Origin of the sequence: Enteroscipio rubneri, assembly GCF_963929405.1 — a bacterium.
In the GTDB taxonomy this organism is placed as follows: domain Bacteria; phylum Actinomycetota; class Coriobacteriia; order Coriobacteriales; family Eggerthellaceae; genus Enteroscipio; species Enteroscipio rubneri.
Map to the genome: position 1 here is coordinate 607,781 of NZ_CAWVIN010000002.1, position 19,392 is coordinate 627,172.

At 63.6% G+C, this 19,392-nt stretch carries 15 protein-coding genes and 1 tRNA gene; 14 read left to right on the plus strand and 2 right to left on the minus strand.

From position 1 onward, the window contains the following. Positions 1-165 precede the first annotated feature (165 nt). The 12 genes from ABGT83_RS06065 (at position 166) to ABGT83_RS06120 (ending at position 13,288) form a co-directional block, all read left to right on the plus strand. A complete protein-coding gene (locus tag ABGT83_RS06065) occupies positions 166-1,839 on the plus strand; it encodes an AMP-binding protein (protein WP_346686469.1) in 1,674 nt (557 codons plus the stop codon). A gap of 185 nt (positions 1,840-2,024) precedes the next feature. Next, positions 2,025-2,879 (plus strand): aminoglycoside 6-adenylyltransferase, encoded by an 855-nt coding sequence (locus ABGT83_RS06070; RefSeq protein WP_346686471.1) that lies wholly within the window; start codon positions 2,025-2,027, stop codon positions 2,877-2,879. Positions 2,880-3,103: 224 nt separating this feature from the next. Next, the gene (locus ABGT83_RS06075; protein ID WP_103264421.1) at positions 3,104-3,964 is read left to right on the plus strand and encodes an aldo/keto reductase; all 861 of its coding nucleotides are present in this window, start codon (positions 3,104-3,106) and stop codon (positions 3,962-3,964) included. 41 nt (positions 3,965-4,005) lie between these two features. Continuing rightward, on the plus strand, positions 4,006-5,067 hold the full coding sequence (gene nudC / locus ABGT83_RS06080) for an NAD(+) diphosphatase (protein WP_346686473.1): 1,062 nt from the start codon (positions 4,006-4,008) through the stop codon (positions 5,065-5,067). A 212-nt stretch (positions 5,068-5,279) separates the two neighbouring features. Then, positions 5,280-5,777, plus strand: a complete 498-nt coding sequence (locus ABGT83_RS06085; RefSeq protein ID WP_346686475.1) for a DUF5067 domain-containing protein — start codon at positions 5,280-5,282, stop codon at positions 5,775-5,777. Between the two features lie 101 nt (positions 5,778-5,878). Then, on the plus strand, positions 5,879-6,298 hold the full coding sequence (locus ABGT83_RS06090; protein WP_346686477.1) for an XRE family transcriptional regulator: 420 nt from the start codon (positions 5,879-5,881) through the stop codon (positions 6,296-6,298). Between the two features lie 69 nt (positions 6,299-6,367). Further along, a complete protein-coding gene (locus ABGT83_RS06095; RefSeq protein WP_346686479.1) occupies positions 6,368-7,669 on the plus strand; it encodes a serine/threonine protein kinase in 1,302 nt (433 codons plus the stop codon). A gap of 123 nt (positions 7,670-7,792) precedes the next feature. Beyond that, complete coding sequence (locus ABGT83_RS06100) at positions 7,793-9,286, plus strand: APC family permease (RefSeq protein ID WP_346686480.1); 1,494 nt, start codon at positions 7,793-7,795, stop codon at positions 9,284-9,286. Between the two features lie 41 nt (positions 9,287-9,327). Continuing rightward, positions 9,328-10,536 (plus strand): putative ABC transporter permease, encoded by a 1,209-nt coding sequence (locus tag ABGT83_RS06105; RefSeq protein ID WP_346686482.1) that lies wholly within the window; start codon positions 9,328-9,330, stop codon positions 10,534-10,536. A gap of 191 nt (positions 10,537-10,727) precedes the next feature. Then, entirely contained in the window at positions 10,728-12,149 is a 1,422-nt protein-coding gene (gene amrA, locus ABGT83_RS06110; protein ID WP_346686483.1) for an AmmeMemoRadiSam system protein A, read from the plus strand. Next, the gene (amrS, locus tag ABGT83_RS06115) at positions 12,142-13,020 is read left to right on the plus strand and encodes an AmmeMemoRadiSam system radical SAM enzyme (protein WP_239926288.1); all 879 of its coding nucleotides are present in this window, start codon (positions 12,142-12,144) and stop codon (positions 13,018-13,020) included. The genes amrA and amrS overlap by 8 nt, the downstream gene beginning before the upstream one ends. A gap of 171 nt (positions 13,021-13,191) precedes the next feature. After that, positions 13,192-13,288 (plus strand) — tRNA-Sec (locus ABGT83_RS06120). 160 nt (positions 13,289-13,448) lie between these two features. On the opposite strand, the gene selB is transcribed toward ABGT83_RS06120, so the two are convergent. Next, positions 13,449-15,383, minus strand: a complete 1,935-nt coding sequence (gene selB, locus ABGT83_RS06125; RefSeq protein ID WP_103264428.1) for a selenocysteine-specific translation elongation factor — start codon at positions 15,381-15,383, stop codon at positions 13,449-13,451. An 11-nt stretch (positions 15,384-15,394) separates the two neighbouring features. Further along, entirely contained in the window at positions 15,395-16,918 is a 1,524-nt protein-coding gene (selA, locus tag ABGT83_RS06130; protein ID WP_103264429.1) for an L-seryl-tRNA(Sec) selenium transferase, read from the minus strand. A gap of 135 nt (positions 16,919-17,053) precedes the next feature. On the opposite strand from selA, the gene ABGT83_RS06135 reads away from it, so the two are divergent. After that, positions 17,054-18,313 carry a glycosyltransferase gene (locus ABGT83_RS06135; RefSeq protein WP_346686486.1) on the plus strand — a complete coding sequence of 420 codons (1,260 nt, stop codon included), beginning with the start codon at positions 17,054-17,056 and terminating at the stop codon, positions 18,311-18,313. 159 nt (positions 18,314-18,472) lie between these two features. After that, entirely contained in the window at positions 18,473-19,309 is an 837-nt protein-coding gene (locus ABGT83_RS06140) for a formate/nitrite transporter family protein (protein WP_187143245.1), read from the plus strand. The last annotated feature ends 83 nt before the right edge of the window (positions 19,310-19,392 follow it).

Below are 19,392 nucleotides of genomic sequence, written 5' to 3' on the forward strand. Positions count from 1 at the left end.
AAAGTTCCCGCAGAGGCTTTCGGCTCGTGCGAAACTGCGCACGGCGCCCTCGCCCCCTCCCGTCCCGGCGTGCCGGTTCGGTTGACCAGAAGCGATGGTGAGAACTTGTCGGGCGGTTCTTGAGCCCTTTTGCAGACCTGCGAGATGAGAGAGAAAGATACGATCGTGAACCATATCCTGAAAAAGTACTGCCCTCGCATCGAGTTCGACTCCTACGAGGACTTCTTCGAGAACTTCCAGATAAACGTGCCCGAGGCGTTCAACTTCGGCTTCGACGTGGTGGACGAGTGGGCGCGCGTCGAGCCCGGGAAGCGCGCGCTCGTGTGGTGCGACGATCACGACCATGAGCGCACGTTCACGTTCACCGACCTGTCGCGCCTGTCGAACCAGGCGGCCAACGCATTTCGCAAGCTCGGCATCGGCAAGGGCGACGTGGTGATGATGATCCTGCGCCGCCGCTGGGAGTATTGGGTGTGCGCCGTGGCGCTGTGCAAGCTGGGTGCCACCATCATCCCGGCGTCGCTGCAGCTCACGAAGAAGGACATCGCGTACCGCGCCAACTCTGCGCAGGTGAAGATGATGGTGTGCGTGGACGATGACTACGTGTGCACGCAGACCGAGGAGGCGCTGCCCGAATCGCCTTCCATTGAGAACCGCATCATCGTGGCGGGCGAGCGCCCGGGCTGGACGCCGTTCGACGAGCTGATCGTCGGCGAGTCCGACGAGCTCGAGCGCCCGTGCGGCGAGGCCGGCGTCACGAGCAAGGACACCATGCTCATCTACTTCACGTCGGGCACCACCGGCATGGCGAAGGCTGTGTGCCACAACTTCGCGCATCCGTTGGGACACATCATCACGGCGAAGTACTGGCAGCAGGTGGAGGAGGACACGCTGCACATGAGCGTGACCGACAGCGGTTGGGCGAAGTTCGGCTGGGGCAAGATATACGGCCAGTGGATCGCCGGCGCCACCATTTTCGCCTATGACATGGACAAGTTCGTGCCCACGAAGCTGCTGCAGAAGATTCAGGACTACCGGCTGACCACGTTCTGCGCGCCGCCGACGATGTACCGCTTCATGCTGCAGGAGGACGTGGGCGCCTACGACCTGTCGAGCGTGCACAACTTCGCCACGGCGGGCGAGCCGCTGAACGCCGAGGTGACCATCGCGTGGAAGCGCCTGACGGGCAAGAACATCCGCGAGGGCTTCGGCCAGACCGAGGGCCCGGTGCTCCTGGCCACGTTCCCGTGGATCGAGCCGCGCCCGGGCTCCATGGGCAAGCCCTCGCCGCTGCTGAACATCAAGCTGCTCGACGAAGAGGGCATCGAGGTGCCCGACGGCGAGGAGGGCGCCATCTGCGTCACGGGCCTCAAGGAGGCGTACCCGCCGGGGCTGTTCACGGGCTACTACCGCGAGCCGGAGCGCACGCGCGAGGCCGTGGGCGGGGAGTACTACAACCTGCACGACATGGCGTGGCGCGACTCGGACGGTTACTGCTTCTTCGTGGGCCGCAACGACGACGTGATCAAGTGCTCGGGCTACCGCATCGGCCCCTTCGAGGTGGAGAGCGCGCTCATCGAGCACGACGCCGTGGTGGAATGTGCCGTCACGGCCGCGCCCGACCCCATCCGAGGCAAGGTGGTGAAGGCCACAATCGTGCTGGCAAAGGGTTGGGAGCCGAGCGACGAGCTGGTCAAGGAGCTGCAGAACCACGTGAAGAAGACGACGGCGCCGTACAAGTACCCGCGCATCGTCGAGTTCGTGGACGAGCTGCCGAAGACCATCGGCGGCAAGATCAAGCGCAAGCTCATCCGCAACAACGACGGCATCGAGGACTAGCGAGAGGGCGCCTGCGGGCGCCCCCAGCGCTGGCGGCGCATTTGTTTTCGAACCCAACGTTCCGACTCCTTCTTCGCCATGACGGAGGGGCTGCGCGTCGCAAGGATGATTCAGAAGGCGCGTTTCGGGGACGAAAACTGTACGCTTCGGGCGACAATGCACGCACGTGGCTGTAAGAAGGGCGGATGATGAGGGATTCTGTGGAAATGTTCGCCTTGTTCAAGGATGTCGTACGGTCTGACGAGCGGATTCGCGCCATGACGTTGGAAGGGAGTCGCGTTGACCCCGCCGTGACACCCGATGCGTGGCAGGATTACGATCTCACGTTCTTGGTGACGGACGTGGGGAGCTTCACGCGCTCCGATGAGTGGCTCGCGCGTTTCGGCGACATCGTGCTCATGCAGAAACCGGAGGCGATGGAGCTGTTCCCGCCCGACTTCCCCACAGGGTGGTTCTCGTACCTCATGTTGTTCTCGGATGGAGTGAAGATCGACCTCACCCTGATTCCCTGCGAGGATTGGAGCGAGTATTTCGCGTCGGACTCGCTGATCCGCGTGCTATACGACAAAGACGGGATCTGCCCGTCGCTGCCAGAACCGACGGATGAGCGGTTCTGGTTGCAAAAGCCGCCTTCGGCGCATGTCCGCGATTGCGCAAACGAGTTCTATTTTGCTTGCACGTATGCGGCGCGGGGGCTGCTGCGCGACGAGCTGCTATTCGCGAATTGGACGTTCGAGCAGATCTTGCGCATCGAGCTGCTACGGATGCTCGAGTACGTTGCCGGAACGCGCAACGGCTTCCCGCTGAACACGGGCAAGCACGACAAATGGCTGCCCCGGTTCTTGACGGCCGACGAGCAAGCGGGCCTGCTCGCGACGTACCGACTCGATTCTGTCGACGCGACATGGAATGCTTTGCGCTCGGCGATGGACCTGTTCGAGCGCGCCATGGTGGAGACATGCGACTCGCTCGGCTACGATCGTCCGGACGACGGCTCGAAAACGTCAGTGTACATCGACGCACTGGAGGGCCTTCAATAGCCTGCTGCGCATGTCGGCTGCACGTGCGCTTGCGTTTCCGCCTGCCTATCGGAAGAAGGTATTGTCGAACGCGTACTCGGCGCATATCGCCCTCGTGCGCTTCCTCCTACGATCATGCAACAATGCGAGACGGGTGCTATCATGCGCGAATCGAGCCGGGTAAGGTTGATCTGTCAAACGACCAAGGCCGCCACGCGGCGAGGTGGCGAATTAGGAGGACGCATATGGCAAACCTGCAGAGTCCGCGCGATACGATCGCGCTGCGCAACGGATACGAGATACCCTGCATCGGATTCGGCACGTGGAAGATGCCGGATGGCGAGACGGGTTTGGAAGCTGTTCATCAAGCGCTTTCTGACGGCTACCGTCACATCGATACGGCGGCAGCCTACGACAACGAGGAAACAGTGGGTAAGGCGCTCGCCACGGCGGGTATCCCGCGCGAGGAACTGTTCGTCACCACGAAGGTGTGGAACTCGGACCGCGGTTATGATGCGACGCTCAAGGCGTTCGAGGAGTCGCGCAGGAAGCTCCACCTTGACTACGTAGACCTGTACCTCATACACTGGCCGGCGGCTCGCGGCGCCGATGCCGACTGGCAACGCACGAACCAGGAGACGTGGCGTGCGCTCGAGACGCTCTACCTCGACGGCAAGGTGCGCGCCATAGGCGTGAGCAACTTCAAGCCGCACCATCTGGAGCCTCTTATGGATGCGGCTGAGATTCTGCCCATGGTGGACCAGATCGAGCTGCATCCTGGTTGCAACCAGCAGGTCACTCGCGAATTCTGCAATCGCCACGACATCGTGGTGGAGGCATGGTCGCCGCTCGGGAGTGGGCGGGTGCTCCAGAACCAGCTGCTTATCGACATCGCGGCCAGTTACGGATGCACGGTGGCGCAGCTGTGCCTGCGCTGGTGCTTGCAGCGTCGCGCTATTCCGCTGCCGAAGTCGGTCGATGCTGGCCGCATCGCCGAGAATGCCCGTATCTTCTGGTTCGACCTCACCGACGAGGATATGCAGCGCATTGATGAGCTTGATCCGCTCGGGCAGTCCGGCCTCGATCCTGACACGGTCGACTTCTAACCTTCTTCCTCGCACGGGGCCGCCGAAAGGGCTACTATAGGATGGTTGCTACTTCGCGGGAAAGGCGGGCTGACGTGTTCCAGGATATAGAGCCGGATTCGTATTGCAACGATTTCGCTTGGGTCGAGCCGGACCCGGAGGATCGCGTTCTTGTCTATCGGGGTGCCTCCGTACTGGCGGCGCCTGCGCCTCGGGCCGATGCGGGCGCTGCGCCCGCATCGGCCGACCGGGTCGAGGGCGACACCGCGTCAAGCGCGCCTGTCGGGCAGACGCTCGTCTTCCCGACGTACGGCCTGCTCGAGGACGCGGGCGCGATCGGCCCGGACAGCGCTGAGGGGGGCATCGCCCGCGCGGATGGCGAGCATCCGTCCGCTCTCTTCCTGTTCACCGTGGGAGACGAGGCCTATTTCCGTTGCGAGGTGGACGACGAGGCGCTCGATGAGCTACTGTCGGATGCGTCCGCCGGGGATTCCGATCGTGCGTCGGCATGGCGGTTCGTGCCGATCTCCGAGCTGCGCGACCACGGCTCGCGCAGCCGCGCGTTCGCGGGCTTCGTGGGCTACGAGTACGATTCCTGGTACGCGACGAGGCGCTTCTGCGGGCGTTGCGGCGCTGCGCTCGTCCACGACCTGGTCGAGCGCATGGTGCGCTGTCCGCAATGCGGCTGCATGGAGTTCCCCAAGCTGTTTCCCGCCGTCATCGTGGGCATCGTGGATCGTGAAACCGATCGCGTCCTGGTGTCGCGTTACGCTGGGCGGGAGTACAAGCGCTACGCACTCATAGCCGGCTTCTGCGAGATGGGCGAGACCGTCGAGGAAACGGTGCATCGCGAGGTGAAGGAGGAGGTGGGCCTTGCGGTGAAAAACCTGCGCTACTACCGGAGCCAGCCGTGGCCGCCGTCCTCCTCGCTGCTGTTCGGCTTTTTCTGTGATCTGGACGGCAGCGATGCGATAACGCTCGACGAACACGAGCTCGAGCATGCCGAGTGGCTTGACCGTGCCGATCTGCCTGCCGACGACGGTCACTCGCTCACGCGCGACATGATGCGAGTGCTGCGCGAGCGCAGCGAGGAGCGCTTCCCTGCGACTTCCTTGCCCTTCTGAGGGGCGAGGCCCCGTTGGTCGAAGGTGCGTTCGGATAGCCGCTTAGCGCGTTCTGACCGCGGCATCCGTCAGAGCGCATGTCGCGCAATCGTGGGGGGTTCGCTAGTCCTGCTTCCGTCTGCGGGAACTTAGCTGGTAGCTAATGTTTTGCGAAGTGCGTTCTTATACCCTTTGTTCAGGTTCTCAATGAATGTAACGAACAAGGAGGAACAATGAAGAAGCGTTTCGCAATGATGGCGGCGGCCTGCGCCGTCGCAGGGTGCCTGGGCATGTTCGGCTGCTCGTCGGGCGGCTCGGAACCGGAGGCTACTGATCAGCCTGAAGAGCCGCAGCAGGCATCGAAGGCGGAGGAAGCTCCGGCCGAGGAGGCGAAGTATGCGGTCACGATCGACGACTGCACGACGACGACGGACTACTCGGGAAAGTCGGCAATCGTGGTGACGTACACGTTCGAGAACGCTTCGGACGAGGCACAGAGCTTCATGGTGGCCATTTCGGCGAAGTGCTTCCAAAACGGCGTGCAGCTGGACACCGCCATCGTTGACGACATCGATGCGCAGAGCACCATGAATGACGTCAAGCCTGGCGCCTCCACGACGGTCCAGAAGGCCTACCTGCTTGACGACCAGTCCGATGTGACGGTGGAGTGCTCCGAGCTTATCAGCTTCGATAACGAGATCCTCGCCGAGAAGACGTTCTCGGTCGCGTAGGTGTTGATGCGGCCGTCTCGTGCGGGCAAACTCCTCACGAGACGGTCGCGCCATCTGATACCATGCATTCCAAGCCAAAGAGAAGAAGAAGGAAGCGCCGCGTGGAAGAGCCTTTGACCGACGAGCTGCTCGACGAGCTTCTGAGCGCACCCGATCCCCAGACGTTTGCCAATGCGCGCAATATCGGTGTGCGGAGCATGTCCAACTACCTGCAGCAGCTCCTCGATGAGAAGAGTCTCGTACGCGCCGAGGTCATCCGACGTGCGGGGCTGAACGAGACGTTTGGCTATCAGATTTTCATGGGACAGCGCGGCGCCTCGCGCAACAAGGTCCTGCAGCTAGCGTTCGCAATGAAGCTTACGCTCAAGGAAGCGGATCGGTTGCTGCAGGCCGCGGGTGTCAACGAGCTGTACTGCAAGAACCGTCGCGATGCCATCATCATCTTCTGCCTCGATCGAGGATACGATCTGCAGAAGACTGACGAAGAACTCTATCGGTTCGGCGAAGACACCATCTGCTGAACGCGTCGTTCGTGCATTCGATCGATGCTCGTGACGCGCGTTCGCTCGCGTTTCTGCTACCATGAACCTATGATGCTGGATGAACTTGCAGAACATCTCAATGCCCTTCAACGCGATGATTGCTATCGCGTCGACGCCGTATTGAAAGAAAGCCCATACGAGACAACCGAGCGCGTGTACTTTCGCGGTGAGAACGGCGCCGAGCTCGGGCCGTTCGTCCGCAAGAGCATCGACCGCGACGCTGGCCTTGGCGGCGCTTACGAGCGCATCCGGGACGCGCAGCGCGCCGGTCGGCGCTTCGAGCACCTTCCGCTCATCATCGATTGCTACGATGTGGGAGACCGCCTGGTCGTCATCATGGAGTACGTGGCGGGGGAGACGCTCGCCGACATCGTCTATCGCAATGATCCATCGATAAGCTTGGCCCGCGATGTCTTTCCGCGGCTTTGCGACGCTGTTGGCGAACTCCACGAGGGCTTCGACGTACCGCTCATCCATCGCGACTTAAAGCCATCGAACATCATGTTATCGCGCGACAGCATGACCATCATCGACCTCGGCATAGCGCGTGCGTTCAAAGAGGAGTCCGACGAGGACACGCGTCATTTCGGCACACGCGCCTACGCGCCGCCGGAGCAGTTCGGCTTCGGACAGACCGATGTGCGCAGCGACGTGTACGCACTTGGCATGCTGCTGTACTTCTGCCTGACCGAAAAAACGCCTGACGCGAAGGCACGCAGGGAGGGGTACGCTTCGGAGCATGTTCCAGAGCCGATGCGCCAGGTGATCGCTCGCGCCGCGGCGTTTGACCCCGCGGATCGTTACGCCGGAGCCGCCGAGGTAAAGCGCGCCTTTCTCGAGGCCGTCGCGCGCAGTGCGCCTGCACCGTGCGAGGTGTCTGAGTCGCAGGAACCCGTTGCTCCCTCGCCGGAGTCCCGCGTTCCAGCGGCCGCCGTCGGTGCGCCGATGCCGGCATACGCCGCGCGCCCGAGCGTCGCCGCGTTCGCCTCCTCTCCTCGCACGGGATTGCTGGCCCGTATCCCGAACAGGGTCGGAATTATCTGGGATATCGTTCTACTCCTCGTATTCATACTGTTTTTCGTCGTTACCACGGAGATGGTGTTCGCTCCGGAGCCTGGCGCGAGCGGGGCGGCGGCACCGCTTCCTCTGCGTGCATTTTCCTATTACGCGCTTTTGTTTATGCTGGTAAGTCCCATCCTCTACCTGCTCGCCGACCGTCGGCCCCTGCGCAGGCTCCTGCCGCCATTACGCGCCTGCACGCTCAAGCGCGAGCTTGTCGTATGCATCTTCATTATGATCGTAGGCTTTTTCGCCGTCGGCATTTCGAGCCAGTTCTTCCCACCGGTCTAACGGCCCTCCCACGCGCGGGTTACGTTCCCATCCGCCTGCTTTTGTTCTCATGCGCTGCGTCTAGAGTAGGTCGGACGGTGCGCGCCGTGGCGCGCGACGACCGAACCTGGAAGGAGCCGCTGCATGGGAAACGAGGTGAAGGAGCCGAAAGGCGCGCGCATGGAAACGAAGGGCAGCGCCGCGCCGGAGCCGCGCAGAGCCGTTGAGGGGGCGCGGACCAAGCATCCGCCATCAAAGCATGCTGCCGCTTTCGAGATGGCGCCAAATGACGGCTCGGACATACCGAGAAACTCATCGCAGCAGTTCAAGCGCGTGCTCACAGTCCCTGATCTCATCGTGTATGGACTCATCTTCATGGTGCCGATCGCGCCTTTCGGCATCTACGGCGGCGTGTTCCACGACTCCGGCGGCATGCCCGCCCTTGCGTATCTCGTAGGCACGGGAGCTATGGTATTCACAGCGCTCTCGTACTCCATGCTCATCAAGGAGTTTCCTGCATCTGGCTCGGTGTACGCCTATACGACGCGCGGAATGGGCAAGGGTATCGGCTTCGTGTCAGGCTGGACGCTGCTGCTCGATTACATCCTCTCGCCGGTGCTCCTATACGTTGTGGCGTCAACGGCGCTCTCGGGCATCGTACCCGAAGTGCCAGCGTGGGCGTTCGCAGTGGCCTTTGTCGTGTTCAACACCTTCGTCAATGTGCGGGGCGTGCAGCTTGCCAATGTCGTGGACAAGGTCGCGCTCGTGCTCGAGACCCTCGTGCTCGCTGTTTTCGTCGTGCTCGCCGTGCGTTGGCTCGCCACTGATCCCGCATCGCACGGCTTCACGCTGGCCCCGCTGTACAATCCCGAGACATTCGATCCGGCCGTCGTGGCCAGCGCGGCGTCGCTTGCGGTGCTCTCGTTTCTGGGCTTCGATGGCATCGCAACCTTGTCTGAGGAGGCCAAGGACGGCCGGCGCGGACCCGGTCGCGCCATGATGGCCTCACTCGCCATTATCGGCACCTTGTTCGCTCTGCAGACGTATCTGGCGGGATGCGTGAGCCCTGACGGCGCAGTGTTCGCGAGCGACCCGAATAATGCCTTCTACCTGGTCGCGCAAGTGGTGGGCGGACGATGGCTCTACGTGGTATGCGCGATTGCGACCGCGCTTTCGTGGGGTATTTTCACGGCGCTTGCCGCGCAGACAGCCGTATCACGCATCCTGTTCGCGATGGGCCGAGATGGGAATTTGCCGCGGCCGCTTGCGAAGATCCATCCGAAGTACCGCACGCCTTACGTGGCCACGCTGTTCGTCGGAGTGTTTACGCTCGTGGTCGTCCTGACGTTCGGGCAGCTGGGCACCGACACTATCTCGCTGTTCGTGAACTTCGGCGCGCTCACCGCGTTCTTGCTGCTACACGTGACCGTTATCTGGTACTTCTTCATCAAAAAGCGCGATGGGCGGTGGGGGGCGCATCTGCTCGTGCCTCTGGCCGGCCTGCTCGTCATCGGCTATACGTGGCTCGGCCTGGACATCCAGGCGAAGATCCTCGGTCTGGCATGGATGTCGGCGGGCATCGTCTACTACGTCGTGCTTCGCTACGTATTCAAACACGATGTGAAGGTGGGGGATTAGGCGGGATGGGTCGGCCTGGCCGTGGAGGGCCCCCTGGCGTCGTGCGCACGGAGGACGTCGGGTGCCGATGCGATCCGTCGGGGTACGGGAAGGGCGGCACGCCGCTTTCGCAGCGGTTGCTTGCCGTTTTCGGCCTGATAGCGTGCGCGGCATCCTTCGGCGTGCTCGCATTCACATCGTGCACGTTCGTGCAAGCGGCTTTCGCAGGCGCCGCCGGCCCGGCGTCGGCCACCATCTTCATCGCGCTCGTCGCCTCCTCCCTCGCTTCAGGCGCGTTGTTCGCGCTTCTGGCGGCGCGGTTGTTCGCGGGAAGATGCCTGCATGCGGAACGCCTCGCATGGATTTTGGTGGTTCTTTCCGTGCTGCAGGCCGTCGTCACGCTCATGTTGTACGGACTGACGCCGCGTCATGCGGGGTTCCTCGTCCAATTCGTCGTCGCTGCGACGGTGGCGAGCTACTTTGATCCGCTGCTCGCCCATGAGCGTGCCCGTTGGCGCGAGCGCGAACGCGGGACGACGGGAGGGTTTGAGCCTCCTCATGGAGGCAGTGCGCGGAACGGCGAGGAAGGGCAGGACGGCGGGCATGGATTTGTCAAGCTCAACTTCTTCAACCTTTTCTGGGTGTTCTTCATATGCAGCATAGCTGGTCTCGCGGTAGAGACCGCCTACCACTTCCTCGTCGTCCAACCCGGCCACTACCAGGACCGGGCAGGTCTTTTGTTCGGACCGTTCTCGCCCATCTATGGGTTCGGCGCAGTGCTCATGACGGTGGCGCTCAATCGTTTCCATGGCAGGAGCGTCGTGTTGATTTTCCTGGTGAGCGCCGTCATCGGAGGTGCGTTCGAGTTCGTGGTCAGCTGGATCATGCAGTTTGCTTTTGGGCTTGTGGCTTGGGACTACTCGGGCACGTTCCTGTCCATCGACGGGCGAACCAACGGCATGTTCATGGCTATGTGGGGCGTGCTGGGGGTGTTGTGGGTCAAGCTTTTCCTGCCGCTCGTCCTGCGGCTTGTCAGGCTCATACCTTGGCGGTGGCGTTACGGGGTAACGGCGGTGTGTGCCGCACTGCTGCTGGTCGACGGTATCATGACCGTGCAGTCCGTCGACTGCTGGTACGAGCGCGAGGCCGGTGCGCCCATCGACACGCCGGTTGAGCGGTTCTATGCAGAGCATTTCGACGATGCCTACATGCAGAGCAGGTTTCAGTCGATGTCGATGCATGTCCACGAAGCGGCTCGCGTCGATCGCTAAGCCTCTGCTGCCGTCCTATTCGCAGGCGCTCGACGGTCGGCTACGCGCTAGGCGCGGAGACGGGGCAACGCTTGCGTATCGGTTTTCCGGTCGAGCGGATGCTGGCTCGCGGCCGTGCGCGCAAGAGCGTACAATAAAATCAGCCTGTCGTTTCGAAAACGGCGGGAGTCCATCCGCGGAAGGAGCCTCCAATGAGCATCGTAGCCGCTTACGTCGTCCCTCATCCGCCCCTCATCGTTCCATCGGTTGGCCGCGGTCAGGAGCGTGCCGTTTCGGAAACCGTCGCCGCCTACAAGGAGGTGGCGCGTCGTATTGCCGCGCACGCCCCCGACACCATCGTCGTCGTCTCGCCCCATGCGCCGCTTTTCAGGGATTGCTTCCATGTATCCACCGGCGACGCCGGCCGTGGGGACATGGGGCGGTTCGGCGCGTGGGAAACGTCCATGACCGTGCCCTACGACGCGGCTTTCGCCGCATCGGTGGCCGCCTGCGCCCGCAAGCACGGCGCGCCCATCTGCGGCAGCGGCATGGCCGACGGCGAGCTCGACCACGCGACGTTCGTTCCGCTCTTCTTCGTGAACGAGGTCTACAACGGTTATCGACTCGTGCGCGTAGGGCTTTCGGGTCTTGCTTCTGAAGCGCACCGCGCGCTCGGTCGCTGCATCGCGGAGGCCGCAGTCGATCTGCATCGGCGCTGTGTGCTCGTGGCCAGCGGCGATCTGTCCCATCGACTCAAACCAGACGGGCCGTACGGCTACGCGCCCGAGGGTCCCGTATTCGACAACGATGTGACGGCTCTCCTCGATGCGGGCGATTTCGAAGGCCTTTTCAAGTTTGACGAAGCTTTCCTCGAGGAGGCCGCGGAGTGCGGGTTGCGCTCGTTCCAGGTGATGGTTGGAGCGCTGGAAGGGCTTCCCGTCACGCACGAGCTGCTGAGCTACGAGGGGCCCTTCGGTGTGGGGTACGCCGTGGCGGCGTTCGAGGTCGAGGGCGTGCAGGGCGACGGGGCCGTAGCGGCGGGGATCGACGAAGAGGCCGACGCCCGCGCGTCGGACGATAGAGCGGCGCAAGGCGCCGTCGACCCGTATGTCGCGCTGGCGCGCGCGAGTGTCGAGGGCTACGTGCGCACGGGTCGCCCCATCGCACGGCCCGATGGCCTGCCTCCAGAACTCGTCGAAAGCCGCGCAGGCGTGTTTGTATCGCTGCACGAGGACGGCGATCTACGAGGTTGTATAGGCACCATCGAGCCGACAACCGGGAACGTGGCCGACGAGATCGTCCGCAATGCCGTTGCCGCGGCCGTCGAAGACCCGCGTTTTCTCCCGGTGCGCGCCGACGAGCTGGATGCGCTCTCCTATTCGGTGGATGTGCTGTTCACACCTATGCCCATCGCCTCCGTCGACGAGCTCGATCCGTCGCGCTACGGCGTGATCGTGACGAAGGATACGCGGCGCGGCCTGCTGCTGCCGAATCTCGACGGCGTAGACACGGCGGCCGAGCAAGTTGCCATTGCCAAGCGCAAGGCGGGCATCGATCCTGCCGACTCCGACGTTGCGCTCGAACGTTTCGAGGTGGTGCGCCACGAGCGGGGAGGCGGCCCCCGCCGTGGATGAAGATTGCAGGAACCGCGGACGAGAAAGCATACGCGCAGACGAGTCCCGGACGGTCTGCCCGGTCTGCCCGCATGCCTGCTCCCTGTCGGAGGGGCAGCGCGGGCTTTGCCGCGCGCGTATTGCCCAAAGCGGGGAGGTGGCGAGCGAGAACTACGGCCGTCTTACCTCCATCGCGCTCGATCCCATCGAGAAGAAGCCGCTCGCGCGCTTTCGGCCCGGCGCGTTCGTGACGTCGGTGGGGTCGTACGGCTGCAACCTGCACTGCCCCTTCTGCCAGAACGCTTCCATCGCCTGTGCAGGACTCGACGACGTCCGATGGCGCTTCGTGGCGCCCGAGGCGCTCGTCGATCTTGCTGTGCGCACGCGCGGCAGCATCGGCATCGCCTACACCTATAACGAACCGTTCGTGGGCTTTGAGTATCTGCGCGATACGGCCCGCCTGGCGCATGATGCTGGCTTGGCGAATGTGGTTGTGACGAACGGCATGGTGAACGAGGGACCGCTTCGGGAGGTGCTGTCCCTCATCGATGCGGCGAACGTCGACCTCAAGGGGTTCTCGCAACGCTTCTACGACATCGTGGGCGGCGATTTGGAGACGGTCGAACGGACGATCCGGCTCATGGCCGCCTGTCCGACCTGTCATCTGGAGGTGACGACGCTCGTCATTCCCGGCATGAACGACGACGAGCGCGAGATCGAGGAGGCGGCGGCATGGCTGGCCTCGATCGACCCGTCGATTCCGTACCATCTCACACGCTTCTTTCCCTGCCATCGCATGGCTGACAAGCAGCCCACGCCGCTTGAGGCCCTTCGATCGCTGGCCACGGTTGCGCGCCGTCATCTTGACGACGTGCTGCTGGGAAACTGCTGATGACTAATGCGGCGCCACAGCTTGCTCTGTGACCGTCCGAGGCAGCGCGGGGCCGGTGACGCCCGCTGACGCAAGGCGGGCATTCCGAGTGCGGCAGCGGAAAGTCGAGGCATTTCGCCTGGGGATGCGCTATCATGAACCGGCATCGAAATCCGATGTCCTTTCCAGCACGGAGATGGATGGGCCCTGGTGGGCCCCGCGGCCTTCAAAGCCGCTGTGAGGCGCGCAGAACGTCTCGGGTGCGTTCGATTCGCATGCATCTCCGCCAGAACGAATGACGCAAGGCCGCCGCGCATACGGCGGCCTTGTTGACGCAGGATGCGGGGAAGGCGCATGCGGATGCGGGGCGCTACGATGAAAAGCGCCCAGGTGCGTGCCGCGATCTCCCGATCTGCCCGGTTCGCAGGCAGTCAAAAGCGAGGCCTTGTTCAGGCGTTCAGCACGCGCTTATCGTCGATGCGCCGGGTGAGGCCCGTCGCATCGAAATACTCCAGCAAGGGGATGGCGTATTTGCGGCTTGTGCCCATCGCGTCCTTGAGCTCGGCCGCTGCAGCCGGGGTGTCGTTCGAGAGTCTTGCGCGCACGGCTTGCTCGAACCTTTCGAGGGCGGCGACGTCCAAGTAGAAAACCTGGCCTATGCGCACGATGCGTCCCTGCTGCTCCAGGGTGTTGAGCGCGCGATAGGCGAGCGAAGGCGCCAAGCCGCTTCCGGCAACCAATTCGTCGAGCATCGGGGGCGCGCCGGCCGCCTCCTGCAGTGTCGATGCGAGCAGCTCGGTCGCTTGCTCCTCAAGGCGCTTCGCGCCGGCTCCGGCCCGGGGGTGGCTCGCCTCGCCGCCGGAGACGACCGCCACTCCCTGGGAGATGGCATCGGCCAGCAACGCATCGAAACAGGCGGGTGTGGCGCGAGGCATGCAGCGGCGTCTGAGCGCCTCCTTCGCGATGCCAGGTTGGGAGGGCTGCTCGGCATGAAATCTCAACAGCGCGTTCTCGATGGCCGTGCGGTGTCTTTGGAGCACTGCACGGGATGCCCAGCGGTCTTCCGTTCCTGTTTCGCCTTCGAGGCGTACGGCGCCTCCTGCCGCTTCGAGCGACTTGAGCTCGCGTCGGGCGGTCTTCTCATCGAGCCCCGAAGTCTGTGCGAGCTCGATCGGAGTGACGGGGAGAGAGGCGAGCGAGAAGGCAGCTTGCGCGATGGAGGCCTCGCTGCCGTTGCGCAGCGCGTCGAGCAGCGCCTCGTCCGCTGGTGGCATGGTTGATGTTCTGCGCGGATGCGCGCGCAGCACCATCCCGCCGCCCACAACGTGCATTGGCGAATAGGATCGCAGCACGAAGCGATCGCCCCAGGCTGCCGGCAATGGCTCATCGAGACGCACCTGGGCGTAGGCCGTCTCACCCTGCGCGAGGGAGGCGCGGCCATTCATGAGCAAGACGCGTCCCGTCACCTCGCGGGTTCCGTGAGCCACGTGCATGCGCGAGCCGCTTTCCAGGGGCTTGCTCCAGCCTGCCGCACCAAGGAAGGAAACGGATGCGTCGAAACGGTCGGTGACCGAGATCGAGTCCGGCGCCGCCGCGAAATCACCCGGGCGCACCTCGTCTACGCCGACTGCATGTAGGTTGAGTGCGACGCGGCGGCCCGCTTCCGCTCGCTCGACAGGTCGTCCATGCACTTGCACGCCGCGTATGCGAGCGCGCAGGCCGTGCGGGAGGATCTCGACCTCGCTGCCGACCGACGCCGTCCCGCTCCAGAGCGTGCCGGTGACCACCGTGCCCGCTCCGCGCACGGTAAACGCGCGGTCGATCGGCAGGCGCAGGGGCGCTTCGCGCTTCGTGCGCTTCGCTCCCTTTGCCGAGCGAGCGAGGGCGGATCGCAGCTCGTCAAGGCCCGAACCCGTGCGGCTTGACACGGGTACGATTTCAGCTGCGGCGAAGGGGGTCGAAGCGAGGCGCGCTCGCACTTCGTCGGCCACGAAGCCAGTCCACTCCTCGTCCACGAGATCCGCCTTCGTGAGCGCGACGACGCATGCGGTGATGCCGAGCAGTTCGAGTACGGCAACGTGCTCGATGGTTTGCGGCATGACCCCGTCGTCGGCGGCGATGCAGAGGAGCGCCATGTCGATGCCTGTCGAACCCGCGATCATCTGGCGTACGAAGCGCTCGTGGCCTGGCACGTCCACGACGCCCATGATCGTTTTATCGGGAAGCTCGAGGCGCGCGAATCCCAGCTCGATGGTGATGCCGCGTTGCTTCTCTTCGGCTAGACGGTCGGGATCGGTGCCGGTGAGCGCGAGCACGAGCGAGGACTTGCCGTGGTCGATGTGGCCTGCGGTGCCCAGGATGAGCGCGGGTGCGGTGTCGGTCATGGAAGGCTCCTTCAGGAGGAAGCGGACGGGGAAGCGGTATCCTCGGAGAATGCTCGGGATGCGGGCGGCTCTTTGATCTGGGAGGCGACCCGTGCGAAGTATGCCGCCAGCGCATCGGCTATTTCGATGATCTCAGCGTCCTCGACAAGCGTGCGAACGTCAAACAAGAGCGCTTCTTTCTTGATGCGGCCGATCACCGGCACGTCGCGCTCGCGGACGAGTGCGCGCTCGCAGTCGAGCGCGTCGCCGCGCGAAAACTCGACGCGTACGGCGAACGTGTCGATGTTGCACATGGGCAGCGCGCCGCCGCCGGAGCGCGCAATCTCGGGCACCACGCAGAGGGACGCGAAGCCTTTCGGTATCCGCCCCTTGATAGCCGCGCACAGCGCCTCGGCACGGGGAAGCAGGTCCTCGACGGGCGCCGAAAGCATGGCGAGCGTGGGTATTTCAGAACGTGCGCGCTCCTCGTCCAGATAGAGCCGAAGCGTCGCCTCGAGCGCGGCAAGCGCCATCTTGTCCAAACGCAGCGCGCGGGCAAGCGGATTGCGCTTGAGGCGATCGATGTGACGCTTCGCTCCCACGATGATGCCCGCTTGCGGACCACCTAGAAGTTTGTCGCCCGAGAACGAGACGAGGTCGCAACCTGCGCGAAGGGACTCTGCTACGGTGGGCTCGGCGTACTCGCCGAAGCAATCGAGGCGGACGAGTGCGCCTGAGCCTTGATCCTCGAACACGAGCACGTCCCCGTTTCCGACGCCTCTCCGGGCGCGGCGTGCATTCTCCTCGTCGGCCAGCGCGCGCAGCTCTCGCACGCCCACGCTTTCGGTGAAACCGATGAGTCGGTAGTTGGAAGGGTGCACCTTGAGGAGCATGGCCGTCTCGGGCGTCAGGGCGCGCTCATAGTCGGCAGGATGCGTTTTGTTCGTCGTGCCGACTTCCACCATGGCGGCGTGGCTGAGCGCCATGATGTCCGGGATGCGGAAGGATCCGCCGATCTCCACGAGTTCGCCGCGGGATACGATCGCCTCGTGGCCGGAGGCGAACTCGGAGAGCACCATCATGACGGCGGCGGCGTTGTTGTTGACGGCTAGGGCCGCCTCGGCTCCCGTAAGATGGCAGATAAGCCGCTCGTAATGCGCATGACGGCTGCCGCGCGCCATTGCGTCGACGTCGTATTCGAGCGTCGAATAGCTGCGCGCCGCCTCCGTTACGGCCTTGACGGCGCTTTCGGCGAGCACGCTGCGCCCGAGATTCGTATGCACAATCACTCCCGAGGCGTTCACCACGCGCCTGAGCGAGGGCTTCTCAAGCCGCGCCGCACGTACGCAGGCTTCCGATGCGATGGCGTCCGCGTCCACGGCATAGGGGGCATCGGCCAAGATGGCCTGTCGCGCCGCATCGACCGCCTGGCGCACCGCATCCACGACGACGGGACGCGCGAGCCGTGCGAGCAGTTCTTCGATGCGCGGATCGTGCAGCAGCTCTTCGATCTGAGGGAGCGCTCGCAACCGCTCGCGCTGCGAAGATTGTGCCATAGGTGTGAGCCTTCCTGCTTTCGTTCGTGTTCGAGGAAGCGCGCTGTGCGCGACCGTATCCACCATAGCCGATTTTGCGCGCCCGCGGTCAATTCTGTCGCAAACTGGTTCGCGGCTTCGGTTACCATGGTGCCTATGAGACTCCTTCATATCACCGCCCAGAAGCCCGACAGCACCGGAAGCGGCGTTTACCTCGCCGAGCTTGCGGGGGCGTGCGCGCGCCTCGGCTGCGTCCAGGCTATCGTCGCCGGCATCGGCCCCGATGACGATCCGGTCGTCCCGGACGGTGCGGCCTTCTTTCCCGTGCGCTTCGAAACCGGAGAGCTGCCGTTTCCTGTATGCGGCATGTCCGACGAAATGCCTTATAAAGCAACGCGTTACCGAGATCTTTCGCCTGCCATGGTGGCGAGCTTCGATGCTGCGTTTGCGCGTGCCGTACGGGCCGCCGTCGACGAACTGCGACCCGATGCCGTGGTATGCCATCATCTCTACCTCGTCACCTCGCTTGTTCGCACACTGCTGCCCGATGTGCCTGTTGTCGCGGTCTGCCATTCCACCGACGTGCGCCAGATGCGCCAGCACGGGCTTGCGCGGGACCGCATTGCGCATGCGGTACGCGCTCTCGATGTAGTGTTCGCCCTCCATGAAGCCCAGAAGCGCGACATCGTAGAGGTCTATGGGGTGGACGAGGAGCGCATTCGCGTGGTGGGTACCGGCTACAATCATGCCGTGTTTCGAACCGACGACGAGGTTCACAACGATCTAGGACCTCGTTCGGCCGTGAGCGCAGGTGCTGAAGAGCTGCCCGCTCAGGCCCGCCGTGCGGCAAACCTCGTGTACGCGGGCAAGATATGGCGCAAGAAGGGGGTTTCGAGTCTCATTGCTGCCCTCGCCGAACTCTCCGTTGAACCTGACGGCCTTGTGCTGCGGCTTGCTGGCGGGCATACGAATGAGGACGAGTACCGACGCATGCTCGCCCAGGCGGAGCAAAGTCGCTATCGGATCGAGTTCCTCGGCAAACTCGCCCAGTCCGATCTCGCACAGGAGTATCGACGAGCCGATGTGTTCGTGTTGCCGTCATTTTTCGAGGGGCTTCCGCTCGTCGTCGTAGAGGCGCTCGCCTGCGGCTGCACGGCGGTCGTCACCGACCTGCCCGGCATTCGCCCTTGGATCGAGGCCCAAGCGCCCGATGCGCCCGTGATCTTCGTCGAGCCGCCGCGCATCGTCAACGCCGACGAGCCCGTGGCCGAGGATCTTCCCGCTTTTGAGCGGCGCCTCGCCAAAGCCATCGAGAGCGCTCTTCGGGTGCCGCCCGGGCGCTGCGATCTTGCGCATCTGTCGTGGGACGCCTTGGCTGCACGCGTCCTCGACGTCTGCGCAGATCTTGTCCGCTGATGTCTCGGCGGATTCCCTTCGAGGCGAAAAGCCCCTACGTTGCGGATCGCTCGCAGCTGGTCGCTTTCCGCTCTAGGCGAGCGCCGTTGAATGTGCGATGATACTGCGTTCTGGGGCATCGCGACGAGATGCGGTGTGCGACGAGGAAAGGGATATAGCATGGCTCTGACGCAAGACGAGATAAAAGCCCTCAAACCTGATGCTCTGGCGCCGGCCGAGACGACGGAGAAAGCCGAGACGCTCGGCCAGACGAAAGCGGCCATGCCCTTTGCGAAATGCTTTGTTTCCGCAATGCTCGCCGGCGCGTTCATTGCATTCGGGGCCATGTATTTCTGCGTGTTCTTGGGCGACCCGACCATGCCGTTCGCGGTGCAGCGCCTGGTTGGGGGCATATGCTTCTGTCTGGGACTCGTGCTCGTGTTGTGCTGTGGCGCCGAGCTGTTCACCGGCAACACGCTTTTGATCTGCGCGAAAGCAGCTGGGAAAATATGCTGGGCCGATACGCTCAAGAACTGGACGGTGGTATGGGTCGGCAACTTGATCGGTGCGCTCGCGGCAGTGTTCCTCGTCTTCATGGCGGGCGTCGCCGGTATGAACGGCGGGGCCGTGGGCGAGGCGATGGTGAGTGTGGCTGCGGGCAAGGTATCGCCGGACTGGGTTACGCTTTTTTTCAAGGGCATTATGTGCAATATCCTCGTTTGCCTTGCCGTGTGGATCGGGTTTTCCGCGCGTACCGTTGCCGATAAAGTGCTCGGAATCCTGCTGCCCATCTCGGCATTCGTAGCTGCCGGCTTCGAGCACTGCGTGGCGAATATGTTCTTCTTGCCGATGGGCTGCCTTTTGAACGCGCTGGGCGTGGGCGCTGTCGACGCCGTCACATTCGGCGGCATCTTCTACAACCTCTCGGCTGCCACGCTCGGCAATATCGTCGGAGGTGTCTTGGTCGGCCTTGCCTACTGGTTCATCTACCGCAGGAGCAAAGCGGCTGGAAAGTGACGACGCGGCGGCTGTGCCGGGTGCGGAGCGTCTCGATAAAACCGGCGTGGGGGTCCTGCGCGGCACCGGTTTTTGCAGATCGG

What these genes read in the sequence shown, in the direction of transcription:
- ABGT83_RS06070 (WP_346686471.1), top strand. Translation starts at nt 2,025, where the DNA reads ATGATGAGGGATTCTGTGGAAATGTTCGCCTTGTTCAAGGATGTCGTA.
- ABGT83_RS06075 (WP_103264421.1), top strand. Translation starts at nt 3,104, where the DNA reads ATGGCAAACCTGCAGAGTCCGCGCGATACGATCGCGCTGCGCAACGGA.
- nudC (WP_346686473.1), top strand. Translation starts at nt 4,006, where the DNA reads ATGGTTGCTACTTCGCGGGAAAGGCGGGCTGACGTGTTCCAGGATATA.
- ABGT83_RS06085 (WP_346686475.1), top strand. Translation starts at nt 5,280, where the DNA reads ATGAAGAAGCGTTTCGCAATGATGGCGGCGGCCTGCGCCGTCGCAGGG.
- ABGT83_RS06095 (WP_346686479.1), top strand. Translation starts at nt 6,368, where the DNA reads ATGATGCTGGATGAACTTGCAGAACATCTCAATGCCCTTCAACGCGAT.
- ABGT83_RS06100 (WP_346686480.1), top strand. Translation starts at nt 7,793, where the DNA reads ATGGGAAACGAGGTGAAGGAGCCGAAAGGCGCGCGCATGGAAACGAAG.
- amrA (WP_346686483.1), top strand. Translation starts at nt 10,728, where the DNA reads ATGAGCATCGTAGCCGCTTACGTCGTCCCTCATCCGCCCCTCATCGTT.
- selB (WP_103264428.1), bottom strand. Translation starts at nt 15,383, where the DNA reads ATGACCGACACCGCACCCGCGCTCATCCTGGGCACCGCAGGCCACATC.
- selA (WP_103264429.1), bottom strand. Translation starts at nt 16,918, where the DNA reads ATGGCACAATCTTCGCAGCGCGAGCGGTTGCGAGCGCTCCCTCAGATC.
- ABGT83_RS06135 (WP_346686486.1), top strand. Translation starts at nt 17,054, where the DNA reads ATGAGACTCCTTCATATCACCGCCCAGAAGCCCGACAGCACCGGAAGC.
- ABGT83_RS06140 (WP_187143245.1), top strand. Translation starts at nt 18,473, where the DNA reads ATGGCTCTGACGCAAGACGAGATAAAAGCCCTCAAACCTGATGCTCTG.